Origin of the sequence: Acinetobacter sp. IK31, assembly GCF_035615195.1 — a bacterium.
In the GTDB taxonomy this organism is placed as follows: domain Bacteria; phylum Pseudomonadota; class Gammaproteobacteria; order Pseudomonadales; family Moraxellaceae; genus Acinetobacter; species Acinetobacter calcoaceticus_C.
Window position 1 is genome coordinate 1 of sequence record NZ_JANBOB010000033.1, and the last position, 16,800, is coordinate 16,800.

Annotated in this window: 21 protein-coding genes; 5 read left to right on the top strand and 16 right to left on the bottom strand. The window is 36.3% G+C overall.

Going from position 1 to position 16,800, the window contains the following annotated elements; genetic code table 11:
* Window positions 1–600: 600 nt before the first annotated feature.
* Window positions 601–837, bottom strand: a complete 237-nt coding sequence (locus MSG66_RS16780; RefSeq protein ID WP_004642900.1) for a hypothetical protein — start codon at window positions 835–837, stop codon at window positions 601–603.
* 337 nt (window positions 838–1,174) lie between these two features.
* Window positions 1,175–1,384 (bottom strand): hypothetical protein, encoded by a 210-nt coding sequence (locus tag MSG66_RS16785; protein WP_042896239.1) that lies wholly within the window; start codon window positions 1,382–1,384, stop codon window positions 1,175–1,177.
* A 353-nt stretch (window positions 1,385–1,737) separates the two neighbouring features.
* Here MSG66_RS16785 and MSG66_RS16790 point away from each other — a divergent pair, with 353 nt between their 5' ends.
* A complete protein-coding gene (locus tag MSG66_RS16790) occupies window positions 1,738–1,914 on the top strand; it encodes a hypothetical protein (protein ID WP_171253679.1) in 177 nt (58 codons plus the stop codon).
* A 278-nt stretch (window positions 1,915–2,192) separates the two neighbouring features.
* On the opposite strand, the gene MSG66_RS16795 is transcribed toward MSG66_RS16790, so the two are convergent.
* The 8 genes from MSG66_RS16795 to MSG66_RS16830 form a co-directional block, all read right to left on the bottom strand.
* Window positions 2,193–2,423, bottom strand: a complete 231-nt coding sequence (locus MSG66_RS16795) for a hypothetical protein (protein ID WP_324654679.1) — start codon at window positions 2,421–2,423, stop codon at window positions 2,193–2,195.
* A 147-nt stretch (window positions 2,424–2,570) separates the two neighbouring features.
* Complete coding sequence (locus MSG66_RS16800; RefSeq protein ID WP_324654680.1) at window positions 2,571–3,767, bottom strand: hypothetical protein; 1,197 nt, start codon at window positions 3,765–3,767, stop codon at window positions 2,571–2,573.
* Window positions 3,768–4,153: 386 nt separating this feature from the next.
* On the bottom strand, window positions 4,154–4,294 hold the full coding sequence (locus MSG66_RS16805) for a hypothetical protein (protein ID WP_202741994.1): 141 nt from the start codon (window positions 4,292–4,294) through the stop codon (window positions 4,154–4,156).
* 237 nt (window positions 4,295–4,531) lie between these two features.
* Window positions 4,532–4,879 (bottom strand): TonB C-terminal domain-containing protein, encoded by a 348-nt coding sequence (locus MSG66_RS16810; protein ID WP_324654681.1) that lies wholly within the window; start codon window positions 4,877–4,879, stop codon window positions 4,532–4,534.
* A 124-nt stretch (window positions 4,880–5,003) separates the two neighbouring features.
* The gene (locus MSG66_RS16815; RefSeq protein WP_324654682.1) at window positions 5,004–5,630 is read right to left on the bottom strand and encodes a hypothetical protein; all 627 of its coding nucleotides are present in this window, start codon (window positions 5,628–5,630) and stop codon (window positions 5,004–5,006) included.
* A gap of 119 nt (window positions 5,631–5,749) precedes the next feature.
* Entirely contained in the window at window positions 5,750–6,313 is a 564-nt protein-coding gene (locus tag MSG66_RS16820; protein WP_324654683.1) for a TetR/AcrR family transcriptional regulator, read from the bottom strand.
* Window positions 6,314–6,923: 610 nt separating this feature from the next.
* Window positions 6,924–7,388: a DMT family transporter gene (locus tag MSG66_RS16825; protein WP_324654684.1), complete on the bottom strand. Its 465-nt coding sequence runs from the start codon at window positions 7,386–7,388 to the stop codon at window positions 6,924–6,926.
* A gap of 9 nt (window positions 7,389–7,397) precedes the next feature.
* Entirely contained in the window at window positions 7,398–7,832 is a 435-nt protein-coding gene (locus tag MSG66_RS16830) for a DMT family transporter (RefSeq protein WP_004792134.1), read from the bottom strand.
* Window positions 7,833–7,931: 99 nt separating this feature from the next.
* Between MSG66_RS16830 and MSG66_RS16835 the strand changes: the two genes are divergently transcribed.
* Window positions 7,932–8,864: a LysR family transcriptional regulator gene (locus MSG66_RS16835; protein ID WP_324654686.1), complete on the top strand. Its 933-nt coding sequence runs from the start codon at window positions 7,932–7,934 to the stop codon at window positions 8,862–8,864.
* A 71-nt stretch (window positions 8,865–8,935) separates the two neighbouring features.
* Here MSG66_RS16835 and MSG66_RS16840 read toward each other — a convergent pair whose 3' ends face one another.
* The 5 genes from MSG66_RS16840 to MSG66_RS16860 are packed head-to-tail and all read right to left on the bottom strand — an operon-like array spanning window position 8,936 to window position 13,563.
* On the bottom strand, window positions 8,936–9,811 hold the full coding sequence (locus MSG66_RS16840; RefSeq protein WP_324654687.1) for a metal-dependent hydrolase: 876 nt from the start codon (window positions 9,809–9,811) through the stop codon (window positions 8,936–8,938).
* A 35-nt stretch (window positions 9,812–9,846) separates the two neighbouring features.
* Window positions 9,847–11,076, bottom strand: a complete 1,230-nt coding sequence (locus tag MSG66_RS16845) for an NADH:flavin oxidoreductase/NADH oxidase family protein (protein WP_202741989.1) — start codon at window positions 11,074–11,076, stop codon at window positions 9,847–9,849.
* 57 nt (window positions 11,077–11,133) lie between these two features.
* Window positions 11,134–12,003 (bottom strand): metal-dependent hydrolase, encoded by an 870-nt coding sequence (locus tag MSG66_RS16850; RefSeq protein ID WP_202741988.1) that lies wholly within the window; start codon window positions 12,001–12,003, stop codon window positions 11,134–11,136.
* Between the two features lie 13 nt (window positions 12,004–12,016).
* Entirely contained in the window at window positions 12,017–12,763 is a 747-nt protein-coding gene (locus tag MSG66_RS16855) for an acetoacetate decarboxylase family protein (RefSeq protein WP_324654688.1), read from the bottom strand.
* Window positions 12,760–13,563 carry an SDR family NAD(P)-dependent oxidoreductase gene (locus MSG66_RS16860; protein WP_202741986.1) on the bottom strand — a complete coding sequence of 268 codons (804 nt, stop codon included), beginning with the start codon at window positions 13,561–13,563 and terminating at the stop codon, window positions 12,760–12,762. The genes MSG66_RS16855 and MSG66_RS16860 overlap by 4 nt, the downstream gene beginning before the upstream one ends.
* 107 nt (window positions 13,564–13,670) lie before the next feature.
* Between MSG66_RS16860 and MSG66_RS16865 the strand changes: the two genes are divergently transcribed.
* Entirely contained in the window at window positions 13,671–14,723 is a 1,053-nt protein-coding gene (locus tag MSG66_RS16865) for an AraC family transcriptional regulator (protein ID WP_324654689.1), read from the top strand.
* 180 nt (window positions 14,724–14,903) lie between these two features.
* On the opposite strand, the gene MSG66_RS16870 is transcribed toward MSG66_RS16865, so the two are convergent.
* Complete coding sequence (locus MSG66_RS16870) at window positions 14,904–15,761, bottom strand: SDR family oxidoreductase (RefSeq protein WP_262472010.1); 858 nt, start codon at window positions 15,759–15,761, stop codon at window positions 14,904–14,906.
* Window positions 15,762–15,888: 127 nt separating this feature from the next.
* On the opposite strand from MSG66_RS16870, the gene MSG66_RS16875 reads away from it, so the two are divergent.
* Window positions 15,889–16,248: a winged helix-turn-helix transcriptional regulator gene (locus tag MSG66_RS16875; RefSeq protein ID WP_003651924.1), complete on the top strand. Its 360-nt coding sequence runs from the start codon at window positions 15,889–15,891 to the stop codon at window positions 16,246–16,248.
* Between the two features lie 106 nt (window positions 16,249–16,354).
* A complete protein-coding gene (locus MSG66_RS16880; RefSeq protein ID WP_042896221.1) occupies window positions 16,355–16,789 on the top strand; it encodes a winged helix-turn-helix transcriptional regulator in 435 nt (144 codons plus the stop codon).
* Window positions 16,790–16,800 lie beyond the last annotated feature (11 nt).

The window sequence follows — 16,800 nt, forward strand, 5'->3', positions numbered from 1 at the left end:
TTTTTAGTTAACATCTCATATACAGAATGGTACGTATAAGAACTTTATTTTACACAAAAAAACATATTATTCAATTTTTCTTTACATTTAGATAAGATAAAATTTATAGAGTTTTAAGACATCTTCCTTTATTTAATCTATATTTAATAGAATTATTAAAGATCCTGTTAACATCTAGATAATCTTGAGTAGAAAAATTCCTACAATATTGTTAACCTCTACTACAATATGAATTAACTTTTAAAATCAATTACTTTACTTCCCCACGTTAAAAACAATCCAACAATTTCTACCTTTTATCTAGTTCATTCGAATGTAAAGCTGAATTATTAAAAACTTTTATGGATATGCTTGAGAAGCGAGTCCTTGGGAATTAAGAAATTAGTTAACAGGTCATGTCTTCAGATAAAAAAATGCTTTAATTCTTTTTAATTTCAGTATCACTAAGTTCAATTTTAAACGGTTGCGTTAGATACAGGCGGTCTATATTTATATTGGTTATTGGCTTGAACTACATATTTAAGATCATCTGACGTTTCCAAATTGCTTTGTAGAATAAATTTCACCCAATAAAAAGAGCACCTAAGTGCTCTCTTGATCTTATTGATTTTTGGATAAGGCAAAATTTATTGCCCTGTCATATGCGTGTTCTTGTAGCTCAGTATATACATAGAAATCCTGTTCTGCCTTGGTAACAGGATTAATGAGTTTCATTGCTTCATAACTATGAGTATTTAAATCATTGGGGTCAACATCAAATGCTTCTAATTGCTGCTCTCGCCACTCGCCACTTAGAACACCACCCACACAAAGCCATTTTGTTGAATTGTCTGACATATATAGTCCTTATTATTGGAGGTGCTTTTATACCATATCACGACGACCTTTAATTCAGTTTAATTTATCATTCCATCAAAAGAAAAAGCCCCGTGTAGGAGCTGTGTAGCTAAGTTTTTTAGTTCTTGTTGGCGACTAAATTTAATGTACTTTAGATTTAATACATTTTTCTTTAAGCTCTTCCAAAGCTGACAGTAAGATTGGAGCACTCATCATGCTTCTATTGTGCATTCTTTTAGTAGAATGCCAAGACCAAATCAAAGCGGGCTTACTGTGCCGTAAGACGTTCGTCAAATTAAAATCAACTATTAAAAAAACCCACCGAAGTGGGTCATGTTTACTCTATATAATAGCTGTTGCCATCGGAACTGTTGAAAACCAAATTTAAAGTAGGGTAAATACATTCACCTTTTAACAAAATATATTCAACTTTGGGTCTCTGAACTCTAGATGAATGACTGATTTTATTAGTATTTACTTCCGTATAGTTTGCCTGCGCTTTTTTTTCTTTACCTTGGAAATCAATAATTGTAATGTCTTTTAGCATTAATATGCTCCAATTTAATCCTACATATTATGCCCAACGATATTTTTATACTATCAATATTTTGTAGGCAACTAGATTGAATTAATTTTTAAAACTTTATTAATCCCATATCTTGAGAAAATTTATATATGTGTGCTTTATGTACCCCTACTTGAAAGTTGGATACCGTAATTTCAAAATTTAAAGGATAAGACTCAACAGGTTATATATAATTGATTTTATTTATGAAATAAGTCCTCGAGATAAAGATCTTTTCTAGGACATATCAACACATATAAGTCTTACAACTACCGTAATGTAAAGACTTTTAAAGCGTACTATGAATACTCCCTAGTGAAGATAAGAAGATAAAAATGACAGGTTTTAAAAGTTTTTCTCAAAATACAACTAACCACGCCAATATCATTAAAGCTCAAATGAACAAGCATTCTGCATCAACACCACCTACTGAAACTCAGCCTTCACAAGTTCCAGGCACTGTAAAAGATTTGCCTGAGAATAATGAACAACCTGATCCTAATAACAAATAATTTCTTATTAACAGTGCCTTGGAAGTTGTTTTGAGGCTCTGCTACTATAAAGAATAAATTAGTGCACTGATTTACTCTACTATTAATTACTTTTATCAATTTGATTTGTTTAGTTATTTAAGAAATTGCAGCCATTCATTCCAGAAAATTGATATGACTAGTCTCTCAGATATGAGGGGCTTTTTTAATTGTTGTTTTCACTTAACCAGTATTTAGCCTACTTACTCTAGATAGATTAAGCCCACCAAAATTGGCGGGCTTATTTTTTAATATCTGAATTATGAAAGATATGGATGTTTTTGCGCCAAGTAATCATTCGCTATTTTTGTTGTCTCAGCATAGGTCAACTCCGCACACAGCCAAAATCGATATATATTTTCACCAATAATATAGCTCTGGCGGTTGTATGTTGATTCTTTTGAGGAATTTATTTCGCTAGCCTTAAAGAAAGTTCCTTCACGGTTATTAATAACTTCACCGTCTAAATCACCACCAATACAAATGAACATTGTATGAAACCATAAAATTATAAAGCTCAGCTTAACACATAAAGTAAAAAGCCCCGCCAATAATCGATATTTAGTGGGGCTTAATGTACAGACTATTTTGTATTTATCTATATCCAAAAAAAATGCTATCGCATTTATGAAATTTAATTAGTAAATGAAAGAAAAGCCATTCTCATAAATTTTATCTGTAGGAACATAGTAATATCCTTGACACGCACCTGTTACATCATCTATTGCTCCAAGTGAAAGAATACCACTAGCAATGGTTAAAGCTGTAAATACAGGCCCGCCACTATCACTACCACCACAAGTAGGTGTATTTACATCTACCCAAAAACTGCCAGGGAATAGAGGCGCGCCAGTATTAGGATCATATTCTGGAACAATCACACCTACTCCCCTAACAGTACCGCAACTATATCCTGTTGCATTACCATAATGGCAAACATTATCCCCGACTCTTGTTGCAGATAACGTGCGTCTTCCTGTCAATGTTCTAGTCGTTGTTGGTCCTACATAAAACTTATTAGTAATGGTGGCTGTTGTACTATTCCACTGAAGATCATTAGACTGCGAAAATGGAATCTCACCTACAAATGTATATTGTGTTCCATCCTGTTTACTCTTGAAGTTGTTAGGACAGTGAGCAGCAGTACTCATGTACTTTGTTCCACTAGCGTTTTTAATGCCAAAACCAGTCGTACAATCTGCATACATTGTTGAGCTGATTTGTCCTGCAACAAAAGTCCCGCCATTAGCATCTACAAGAGGCTTTACAGACCAGTTAACTAGATTAATTTCTAAAGGCAAATTCGGGTTGTTCCAAGCAGCTTTGATTTGATCTATTTTTCTTTGATTCTCTGTTGTTTGTTTACCATTTACACGTAAATAAATACTACCGCTCTTTTCGTCATACCCAACGGTTTGAACTCTAGAAAAGTATTTACTGGCTAATTTAGCAGCTTTATCCAATTGCCCTTTTGCATTCTCTCTTGTTTCTTTAGCGCCATATTGGATATCAATAGGCAAATTACTTTTGGAAATTGCATTTCCTACTGCTACATTTCGTTTCTCATTCTGGCCATATCCCTTGACTCTAACCACAATTTTATAGGTAGGTGCATTTTCCACATAAATACCACCTATACGTCCTTTAAACTCTTTTTCAATAGCATCTAGTGCAGAGTCTCGGTTAGCTTCTAATACTAATGCTTTATTTGCTTCTGCTGTGCTAACGCCATGTAATAAAGAATAGCTTCGAATATCCTGTTCAGCTCCATTACTTGGTGCAGCAAACGTATAAGATGATGAAATTAAAATTGTTAGGGCTAATATTTTTTTCATTTTTTACCTTCTAGTCAAAAAAATAAGATTTAAATATAACGATATATTGTTTATATAAAAACCAACCAAAATTGAAGCATAAACCAAATATCCTCAAGCATTCCTTTAATAATTCATCATTAAATATAATATTTCTAAGGAAAAATTAGAAAATTACAATTTATAAAACAAAATATTATGAACCGTTAATTTTTGTTTTATTTACACATAATTTCTTTGATCCTATTTATCATCTTAAACTACAGTTTGAATAGATGATCTTCGAATCATCATCTATCACTACGCTCAAGTGGTTATAAATTAAATTTGCTCTAACAGAAATAAACACTACTCCAATAAAAAAGCCCATCTTCCGATGAGCTTCTTAATTAAGATGATTAAATGCATTAGGCTTTAAATTCTGCTAATACAAATTTTTTTACTATTTCATCGAAATTTGGTTTTTGAAGAGTTGGCTTGCCATTTTTTATAGTTTGATACCAATAACTCGCTGCAACCCCCATACTAACCAAAGCTAACAATTTCATTGCTCACCTCACTTATTAGGAAGAGTGGAATTTAAAGTATCATCCGCGTTTGTAGCGTTCCAACTCGTTTTAGAGAGGTTTCTGTATATTTTTTAAGCAATGTGTAATAAAAAAGTTCACATCTTTGTGAGCTTTCTTTAATGACAATAGTGCAATTTACCTGCACCCCGACCACTATAATACGAGCTAGTATTTACCTTGTGCAAAGGTAACTTCTTAATAAAAGATAAAGAATAGTTATTCTTCATTTTTAACTTTGTCTGTAGCAGGTGTAATTATAAATGGTTGACTGAAGTAAACTGGATAATCCAGATTCTTATATCTAAGATTCAGCTTTTCTTGAAATATCTTAAAATTTGTAGCTTTTATTGCTTTTAAAATTTTTTCATCTTGCTCCGGATCACCACTACTCTTTGTAAGAACTACCTCAAACGAACCATTTTTATAAAGTTTTATACCTGCCTCTGCTGTTAGATCTTGTTGTCCTGATTTAGAAATTTGGACACGTGGTACCTCATCATTTGCATAGACAGATATGCCAAGAGTTAAAATAAATAACCCACTTAATAAATATCTTTTTATCATATTTTACCTTTAGTTAGGTTTACTCATATTTTATAAAAATAATAGCAATCTAAATAACTTTACTGTTTGATTTAAAATTTGGAGTTTCTTCTGCCAAATATTTAAGACTCTTTATTTTCTTGATTTATTTTTCCCAAAAATCTTTTAATTTTAATCTGATATTTTCATAAAATTTTTGCTGTTTTTTAAATATTCGTTGATTGACCACTTCATCTTCTTTTAAACCTATTTCGATTCTCAGTTCTCTTTGCAAATCTAAAGCTTTGATACCATAGTCTCGCATAAAATCCATAATCTCAATCTGGATTCTCAATCTTTCTGCTTCATTTCCGTCAAAGTCATAAAACTGCTCACTATAACTCCTAATTTTGATTAAATCCTCTGTAAGTTGCATTGTAAAATCTAACACTTTTTCTTTGGTTAAAGGGTCAGAAATGAAACTAGTCTCATGTAAAGAGGCAATTAATTCTTTCAAAGCAAGACTATAATTTTCTATATAAGTATCTTTATTTAAATTTATGAAAGAAAAAACTGCCATCATAAAGTTTTGCCACTTACGAACTAATTCTAAATAAACATCTCTTTTTGCCTCAGCTAATTTATCGATTTTATGTGCTTTTAAAGTAAATTGAGCAGTAAACAAAATTGAAGCTAATAAAAATGCACCACCTATAACAGCTGCCCAAAGTGCATAATTAGCTTGAATTTGTGCGCCTTGAATTGTTGCAGCTGCTGAAATTAGATCATCCATAAGATTTAAAATTTAGTTATTAATAATCATAAATATAATACAAGAAAGCCAACAATATTTTCTAAATATTATAAATGATTAAACTCCTATCGCATCATCTTAATTTCACCAATATATGTTTAAAGAAAGTAAAATTTCCTCCCAAAAAACCTCCCCACCACCAGATCCCGATCATCCAAACGATTTGAGCTTAAAATTTGAAACATCAAGCCATCAATTAAGTTTAAAACCATATTAGCATCAGGTTTTAGCGGGCGGTTTTCCAAGCTAAAGACCAGATCAAAGATTTCTCGAAGCAGCCATTTTCTATACTCAATTGCCATGTGGTAGGCCTGAGGGTAAATCTGTTTAATTTCAAAAATGGCTTTAAGTAATAGATAGTACAGACTATTAAAATTAACATGTAAAACAATAATCTCTTTGAGTTTATCACTTGCAGTTCGGTAACGGCTTGAGTAAATAATTGCCAGTACTTCTTCTTTCAATCGGCTTTTTTGAAAAGATACGCACCTTTCAATAAGCTGCTCTTTTGAGTGAAAGTAGTTATAAAAAGTAGCTTTAGGAATTTTGGATTCTTTGGCAATTAAGTCTACGCCCGTATTGTGGAATCCATAGATATTAAACAGCTCTATGGCGGTGTGAATTACCTGTAATTTTTTGGAAGATGTTTCTAAAGTTGGCATAGTTTTACCGTTATAAATTCTTGTTGTTTCTAAAAGAGATACTTTTCTGGGAGAAAAAAAGGCACAGCAAAGCCATAAAGACTGTGCTTGGCACATCTCAAGTTTTATTGTTGCTAAGTTTTAGTCGTGACGAATTAAAGTCCGATAAGCCTAATGGCGATCAAACTGTTTTAAACAGTTTAAGTTGTGTCGATATAGCTTTTGGCAAAGACTGCCAAGAAAAAATGAATGTGCAAAGCCAACTCCTTCTATTGGGAGTTCTGCCGAAACATTATAAATTATGGTGGCAGAACGGAAGCGGGTTGACGGACTGGTTTCAACTCCAGCACACTCGAAAGTGTCCCACTCCCGTCCTACCGCTACGGGAGGGAACGAGGTGCGCACACAAAACTATTCCTCAGAAGAAATAATCCTGATGTGGTTGAAATAACGGTCCGTCAAAACCGACTGGCAATGTAGGCCAGCCCGCAAATGGTAATCTGCAATATTTAAGGTGTCAATGTGAAATTGGCTAGAAATTATTTAATTAATTATTGTTTTTCATTTAATTACACAATTAAGAAAAACCTTAAATATTAACTTAATAAAACTCTTCTGTTTTATAAGCAAGTTAGCTGTCAGGTTTAATTTGAATTGTTTTGCTACTTGAATAGATAAAATAAAGAGCAATTGCTAAACAGATGAGTGCGCCTAATCGATATATTGAAAAAGGCAGAATTTCATTGCCAAACCAACCAAAATTATCAATCAACATACTCATTAAAAGTTGCCCAAAAATCACTGCAACCGTAGCAACTGCCGCTCCTATTCTTTGCACAGCTAAAACCATAATTACAATATAGGGAACGCCACACATTGCTCCGAGCAATTGCCATTTAGGTACATCTAGCAGTGTTAATGTTTGTTTTGGTTCGAAATAGAAAATAAGCAATGCTGTAATTAAAGCTCCTACCGAAAACGTCAAAAATGCACTTCGAAATACGCCAACTTTACTGCCAAGCTGACCATTAATTGCGGCTTGAACACTTAAAAGAGCACCGCCGATGACTGCTAATAAAATCATGAATATCGCCATATTACCCTCTTATGCTTTTGCGACTAATGAAAGTGCGACCACAATAAAAACAAGCGCAAGCACACGTTTACGATCTACTTTTCTATGCGGAGTTCCGAGTAGCCCATAATGATCAATAATCAGGCTCTTAAAAACTTGACCAGCCAAAATTCCAATCATTGTCATGGCAATACCAATAATCGGTGCGGTAATGGTGAGAATAATGACGTAGATGGGGCCAATAACCCCTCCCAATAACTGCCAAGATGGAAGAGTGAAAAATGAAGGGCTGTTACGTGGACTAAAAAAAAGCATCAATAAAAATGTAAGGGCTGCCCCTACTCCAAAAATGCTAAAAGTGGCCCACAACTCCCCAACTTCTGTACCTAATGGCCCTAAAAGCCCAGCTTCTACGGATAGCCCCATTCCACCCAAAATGGTGAGGAACAGTAATAGAATTTGCATCAAACATTGCCTCATTTTATTTAGGCAATGAATACTAAGGTAGCCAATTCATCAGAAAAACAGCATAATTCATGAATCACTTTTGCAGAAATTGCACAGATGAATTTAACCAATTCGATTGATATTCGTACCCTTCGCTTTTTTGTCAGTGTATATAATGCTCAAAACTTCTCTATGGTGGCGAGAAAAGAAGATGTGTCGGCATCGATGATTTCTCGAACCATTCAACAGTTAGAAGATGCTTTAGGGCAGCAACTTTTTTATCGGAATACACGAGCAATCACACCGACCGAATCGGGTAAATTATTTTTTGAATATGCTAAAAGAATTACAGAGCAATTTGATGAAGCTCAAAAGGCATTGCAAGATAAAACAGTAGAACCCTCTGGACTGGTCAGAATTAATGCACCCGTATTTTTTGGTCAAAGGCATATTGCGCCGTGGTTAGCAGGTTTATCAGAGCGTTATCCAAGGCTTTTAATAGAACTGATTCAGACAGACGAATTTATAGACCCTCTTCGGGATAGTACGGATTTAATTTTTCGTATTGGAACCCTGACAGACTCATCATTTCATGCACGTATTTTCGGCACACAAAAATATCATTTGGCAGCCTCTCCTACTTACATTGCTAAATACGGCGCGCTTGATCATCCCAAAGCCCTCAATGAACATAAATGTTTAGTCTATAAAGGGTTTGAAGGTCCTAACCGTTGGTTAGTTAGAAAGCCAAATCAAGAGTGGATACATTATCCAATTTTACCTTTACTTGCTTCAAATAATGCTGAGAGCTTAATGACGGCCGCACTCAATGGGATGGGAATTGTTTTATTTCCTGACTGGTTAATTGGTGAGGCTTTAAAGCATGGCAAATTAATAAAAATTTTACCGCAATATGAAGCCTCTATTAAATCGCAACCCCAGCACATCGCAGCAATTTATCCTAATGTGCGTCATCCACCCTTAAACATTCGGGTCATTATTGATTATTTTGCTGAGGTCTACGGCTCGCCACCTTATTGGCAGAATTAATTTTTCTTTTAATTACACAATTAAGAAAAACCTTAAATATTGGCTTAACAATTTACTTTTACAACAGCCAGTTAAGTGACCTGTTTGTAATTACCATCATTTAAAAATGCCAATGCTTGCTCAGTCGATCCCTCATTTAAAGGATTATGATTGGGATTAAAGTATCGCAAGCAGGCACGTATTATATTGTCAACCTTAGGCACACGGTCTTGTCGAGCTGCTCGGAAATAATCTTTGAAACGAAAACGATGTGGTAATTGCGCATCTTGTTTTACTAGATTTTCGACAGCAACATAAGCCAAAACAATAAATAGCGGGAACGTGAAAGCTGCTGCCCCCACTCGAAGTACATTGCTATTGCTAAAATATTTAAACATTGCATCGGCTACTTCACGGTGCTCAACCTCTTCAGCCCCATGCCATTGCAATAAACGTAACATTTCTACATCGACAGGTGCTTGTTGTAGTCCCTCTGCATTGAGAACCCAATGCCCTAACACTCCAGTTAGATGTTCGGCAGCAGCCACCATTGCTAATCGGGCCGTTAGCCACATCGACTTTAAGCGTGGATGCTTCAATTCATAGCCTAATGGTTTTGGGCCAATCATGTCATTAAATATCCAATTCGTCATCTTGGTATAACGACTTAAATCAATTCCTAACGCCTCTATATGCCGTGTTCCTAAAGTGTGCCCATAACTATGAGCGCCCTCTTGTTTAATGAAAGCAATTGCTGCCTCTTTAAGTTTTTCATCTTTAATATAAGGCAATGCATCTCTAAACGTCTGACAAAACCAACGTTCTGGTGCAGGTGTAATCGGGTTAATTGAATTTAATATTTGTGACACTATTGGATCGTCATAAATCCAATGACATGGTGTTTCAGTAAAATTAAATACAGGACGCCGTGGGACAATGACATGGTTTTGTTTGATTAAACTATTCATGATAATAAATCCTTATATATCAAAAGCACTTACCATTAATCCTGAGTCAAAATGTTAAAGCCCATGCGTGGACCAAAAGCAATCAATGTACGCACTAAGCCCTTAATCGCTTTGGGTTGTTGCCCACTGCTAATACGGCGAAATTGCGAAGCATGCCAAGCGAGTTGCAAATAGGCATCAACGGGTTTGTATCCAATGGCTGGAATTTTTGCAGGTTTTAATACCGATTTTCCGGTTAACAGTTGTTTTGCTAAATCTGGCTGTACTGCAAAAGGCCGAGCCAACCCAACCAAATCGACCGTACCATTGGCAACAATGTGATTCATAAAATCTACATCACGCAGTCCACCTGTTAACATCAGTGGTAATTTGCTTTGTTTACGAAGTGCGGTGGCATAGTCAATAAAATATGCATCATGTTGAGCAGAACGATCTGGTGCATAGCCTAACTGTGCAGGAGATTCATAATTCCCGCCTGAAATCTCTAATAGGTCGATCCCTTCTGCTTCTAAAGCTAATGCAATTTGTAGAGACTCTTCCTGACTTAAGCCGCCCTTTTGAAAATCGGCAGAGTTGAGTTTTACGCTTAATATTTTGTCTTTGCCTATTGCAGCTCGTACAGCTCGAACCGTTTCAATCAACATACGGCGTCGATTTTCAGGACTTCCTCCCCACCCATCTGTCCGAACGTTGGCCAAAGGTGATAAAAATTGCGAGAGTAAATAACCATGTGCGGCATGTACCTGTACGCCATCAAACCCTGCTTTAACAGCAAGCTCTGCGGTTGTGGCAAAGCGTTTAATTTGTTCTAAAATATCTGCTTCAGCCATTGCCCGTGGAATACGAATAATATTCATGGCGGGTAAATCAAGCCCGACTGCTGAGGGCGCGATCGGCTTTTTCAAAAGTGGTAAAACCGCAACACGGCCTGGATGGTTAATCTGCATAATAATTTTGCTGCCATTGGCCTTAGCAGCTTGAGCCCATAACTTATTGGCTTGTAGAAATTGCTCATTTTCCAAAACAACATTTCTTGGCTCAACAAAGGCACGGTGATCAATCATCACATTGCCCGTAATTAATAGCCCAGTTCCACCTCTTGCCCATGCCGCATAAAGTTGCTGTAAGTCTGTGGTGGGTGATCCGTGTCGATCAGCTAATTGTTCACTCATGGCCGACTTTGCAATACGGTTGGGTATGGTTATGCCACACGCCAATTTTAATGGTTGCTGTAACGGAGAATTTGTAGATGTAGACTGTGCCATGGTAATTATTCCTAAAATTGTTTGTTCTGTGAGTACTGCACAAGCATCAATTTTTGATTACTTCAGCAGCTCTTCATTGAAATATTGTTTTTTTAATAAGTTCATCATGTCCCGATTGTCATGCTGCCAAGGATGAAAATCTGCGGAGAAAAAGTCGAGATAATGTCTGCCAATCCGTCTGACTAAGCCTTGTTTTCCAAACAAATAACGGAAACCTTGATAAAGTTCTTTTAAATCTCGTTGTTTGCCAGAAGCTCGTAACAGTTCGGTTGTTCCTCTGGTGGTAATGATAAGAAAAGAAAGTGTGGTTTCTATCATGACCAATCGCAAGAAATAAGGTCTATTGACCAAAGACTGATACACATCAAAAGCTACAGCTTTATGTTCTGTTTCTTCAATCGCGTGCCATGCCCAGATTTTTCTGACATGGGTATTAAACAACTCTAAATCTTGAGGTGCGGTACTAATAAAATAGTCAGCTAGAATTGCTGTGAGGTGTTCCATACATACGGTGCATGCAAGCTGATGAGCTGTAGAGAATTGCTCTTGCATCAAGCGATTCATTTTTTTAAAGCGCTTATAAATTCGGTCTACGGGATAACCCTTTTTGAGCATGACAGAATTCAGTGAATCATGTTCTTTACCGTGATGTGCTTCTTGACCAATAAAGGCACGGACTTGTTTAAGCAGAACAGGATCTTCAATTTTTGCCTGATAATTACGTACACTATGAATAAATTGACGTTCACCATCTGGAAATGCGCTCGATAATGCAGTCAACAACATCGTGAGTAAGGCATTGTTATTAAACCAGAACTCAGGAATTCCATCTGGAAAAGTAAAATCCATTGTTCTTACAGGAATATCAATTGAAGCCGAGATTTTAGAAAAATCTTGTGTTTGTTTTGACTTAAAGAACGCATTCATCTTTATTCTCCAGTTATAAAACGCGAGGATTAAATTGGCGCAATAAAAATAACGGCGTGCGTAGACGAGGTATTTGAATTGGAGGAATTAACCCACCCGATAAATTAACTCGATGCAGTCTTGCCTCAATGACTTTACCTAACCCCATTTCATGTAAAGGATCATTTTCAGTACCCGTAAAACGTAAGTTCATTTCTACACGACGAACTTCAAGTGGATGTTCTTTAGGTGTAAATCGAACCTCACGTGGTAGACTAAGGCCCAATCCACCTGTGATATTACGATGTGGTAGTCCTAAAATTGGAGGTGCATCATCAATGACTTCACCAAGCTTGGCATCCATTTCAATGAGTGTTGTACCACGGCGTGAAGCTTTGCTAATAATACGTTTACCGTCATTTTCCCAGCTAATCTCACCAATCTTTTTAGGATAGCCAAGCAACTCACGTCCAATAATCATGGCGCGATCATCATCTAAAATCATCCAAGGGCAAAAGATTCCTGTTTTATTGCCTACTTTAATATGAAGGAATAAACCCGCTTCATGGTAAGCACCCGTATAGACATTTTCAGGGAAATACGCACAGAACAAATCAGCTCTTGCAGGTTTCACCAACTTCATTCCTGAGGGTAACCAGCGAGCTATGACTTTTTCATCAATTTCAACCACAGCCGTTAAGTATTGGGCATTGTGATATAACTTATTTCCAAGATTGGCTAAACCCACTGGAACACTTAAATCATTGATGAGTTGTCTCATGATTTCAATCTCGAAAATACTTGTTTCAGAATCGGAAGCAAAATGATACGTGGGGTATAACGCCCCCCAAAAGTTTGCGCCTGTGCAATAAAACCGGGAATCACAATACGGCGATTGCAATCCATCCCTTGAATCGCTTCTTTGGCTACTCTTTCAGCCGTCACCCAAACAAAATTTCCACCAACTCCGTCAATTTTGGCTATCCCTGCGACTTCATTAAAACCTGTTTTAGTCGGACCCGGAGCCAGCAAGGTACAGCTAACCCCTGTTCCTTTGAGCTCGCTATGTAATGATTCAGCAAAAGAGTTTGCAAATGCTTTAGTTGCTGCATATGTAGCATTTGCTGGAGTCGGCTGGTGGCCAGAAGTAGAACCTACAATCAATATTGCTCCAGCTTTTCGTTTGAGCATTTGTGGCAACACAGCTAAGGTCAGGTCGTGAATTGCCACACTATTGACTTCAACCTCTTCGCGCTCTCGGTCTGCATTTAACTCTTGAATTCGTCCAAAAGTGGCAAACCCTGCGTTATTACAAAGAATTGAAATCTCAATACTTTCTAAATAATGACGAAATTTAGCTCTAGCTTCTCTATCTCCCAAATCACAAGGATATAAATCTACAGATATTTGATATTCAGCTTTTAATTTTTCAGCCAGTGCTTCTAATTTTTCGACACGGCGAGCAACTAAAACTAAGGAATAGCCTCGTAAAGCGAACTGTTTTGCTAACTCCTCTCCAATACCAGATGAAGCACCTGTAATCACAACGCGAGATGAGGCTTGTGGAATAGGTAAGCTCATAATTCATACTCAAAATAGAATAAATTGATTATTCCTAAGTTTTAACTTGAGCGTGAGATGTAGATCAGACATACTGATAATCATTTTCGGCCAAAATAAAAAAGAATATGAAGGATCCCTATGGGCTATCCAAAGCCAGCATTCCCATTTCTTATGCTCATTTATTATTAGAAATTATGGTAGACAAAGGGTTTTCTGCGCTTGAGATTTTGAAAAAAAGTAAAATTCCCTTAACGCTTTTAGACCAATTAGATGCCCGAATTACTCCGATGCAGTGGTCTAAACTGGCATGGGAAAGCATAATATTGTCAAAAGATTCTGGTTTAGGATATGAATATGGAATAAAACTGCGTTTAACCGCCCATGGGCCAATGGGATATGCCTTAATGAGCAGCCCCAATTTACGACAGGCAGTTGAGGTTTCAACACAATTTTTTAATATGCGATTGAAAGATTATCGTATAACTGTACTTGAAAATAATGAATTTTCTATTGTTGAGATTAAAGAAACTCACCCTGTTGTCAGCAATCAACCAACACAAGCAGAAATACTGAGACGATTTTTTTATGAGTGTTTGATGATTGGCGTGATTCAAGCTGGTCAATTTCTTATAGAACATAAGAATTTTGCTGATATTGAGCTATCGGTCGACTGGTCAGAACCTAGCTATCACAAAGCTTATCAACATTTATTACCTTCCATTCATTTTAATCAACCGACTAATCAAATTCGGTATAAAAAACAGCTTCTAGATTTACCTATTAAGATGGCAGATCCGATTGCTTTCAAACAAGCTCTAGCCCAATGTGAAGCTGAGCAACTCCGCTTTTCCGAACAAATTAAAGATATATGCCTGTCCGTAAAAGCAGAGTTAAATTTAAAGCCACAACTGGGTTACCCCACATTTGATGAAATTGCTGATCGCTTAAATATGTCTAGTCGGACATTGAGACGTCACTTAAACCAAGTCGGTTCTTCATATCTTCAATTATTAGAAGAAATACAACAAAAAGAAGCTGAAAATTTATTACTTAATAGTGATATGGAAATACAACAAATTGCTCTTTATTTGGGATATATCCAGCCCACAAATTTTACACGGGCATTTAAAAAATGGACAGGACAAACGCCAATCCAATTTCGAAAGAAAGAAATATAAAAACTAAACTATCACAAACAAACATGTGCATTTTGCTTTAAAGCATTTGGTTTAGTTGTTATTTACTGACTCAATAATTTGGTCTACCCCAACTTTATGAAAGCCGTATTTATTAAAATATACAAAAGGCCTAAATCCAAACAATTTAAGCCTTTTTTTGATAAGAGCTATAGCGTTAACTTAAGATAAGAATTCTTTAATAGTCTCTTGCATACTTGTAGTGGTGCGGCCAATTAACTGGTGCAGATCTTTGCTATCACTATACAAGCCGCCTTTAGATACACCTTCATCTGAATCTGCCAAGATACCAGCAAACCCTTCTGGTATGCCCAATTGTACCAAGAGCGCTTTATATTCCTCTTCTGGTAGGTCTTGGTAAATTACTTCTTTTTTGCTAATTTCACTTGCCCATTTTGCAACATCATCAAGGGTATAACTCGTATCACCCGCTAGTTCATAAATTTTAGTTTCATACCCTTCTTGCGTTAATACTACAGCAGCAGCAGTCGCATAGTCTAAGCGTGAAGCAGAAGCAATTTTGCCGTGATGAGTTGCCCCAAAAATTTTGCCGTGCTCAACTGCTTGTGCAAGTCCCATTGCATAGTTTTCGCTGTACCAGTTATTACGTAATAGCGTATGTGGGATATCCGATTTTTTTAAATATTTTTCAGTTTCAACATGTTCTTGTGCTAATAGAAGTGGTGATGTATCTGCGTTTAATAAACTCGTGTAAACAATAAATTTTACGTCTGCAAGTTTTGCCGCATTAATCACATTTTGGTGCTGTACTGTACGTTGACCAACTTCACTCGATGAGATTAATAAAAGCTTATCAATACCAGCCAATTGAACCGAAAGTTTATCTGCGTCATGGCCATAATCAAAAGCACGCACTTCGATCCCTTTTGAACTTAAATCTGATGCTTTTTCTGGACTCCGAACTAATGCGACAATATTTTTTGCCTCAGTCCGTTCGAGTAATTGAGAAATAACCAATTGGCCGAGTTGACCTGATGCACCAGTAACTGCAATACGCATGATGATCTCCATCTGAGGTAGTTGATATATTTCAATCATCGTAGTACCTTAACTTACTAAAAGTAAGTACTTACCTAAAAGTAAGTTTAGAAACAAATGTAAACTTTTGTAATTGAGGTAGTGAGTGATGAAAGGATACGTTTTTGCAGCAGATTGCCCCTCTCGAAAAATTTTATTAACACTTACTAGCCGTTGGAGTGTTTTGATTTTAGTTGCACTTCGAGATCAGCGTCTGCGTTTTAATGAATTAAAGAAAATTATTGATGGCATTAGTGAAAAAATGTTGGCACAAACCTTAAAAACGCTTGAGCATGATGGTTTTATCGTACGTCAGGATTATGCAGAAATACCGCCTCGTGTAGATTATCAATTAACAGACTTTGGACGAGAGGCTTCCGAACGACTTTTTGATTTAACGACTTGGCTTGAAAATAATTTATCCAAGTTATTAGAAAGTCAGCCTAGCGCAGACATAGTTCAAAATTGACTCGAGAAATAGACTTATTATCGTATATTAAGCATTCAAACTCGCTTAATTCTCCATTTTGTGTTAGTATTTTTTTAGTAGTTACTATTAAGTTAATTCATTTCCTATGAGTAAAAATATCAATCTTGAAGTTTGTCCCATTGCCCGAAGCCTTTCAGTGCTAGGCGATGCATGGAGCATGCTGATATTGCGAGATGCTCATGCGGGTTTCACTCGTTTTGATCAGTTCCGTAAAAGTTTAGGTATTGCGCCAACCATGCTAACAAAACGGTTGTCTGTTTTAGTAGATGAAGGATTGCTCGAAAAAAGACAATATTCTGAACATCCACCACGCGAAGAGTATGTATTAACTCAAGCTGGGAAAGACTTTTTACCTGTTTTATTTGTGATTGGTGCATGGGGCCGAAAATATAAGCCCTATGAACAGCCTGAAAAAATGGTGACTTTCATTGATGCAGAACAAGGTACTGAAATTAAGCCGATTGTGATTGACCAAATGACTGGCGCTGAAATTGGTACCCGTCCGATTAGTCAAAAATAGCGAATAATTTA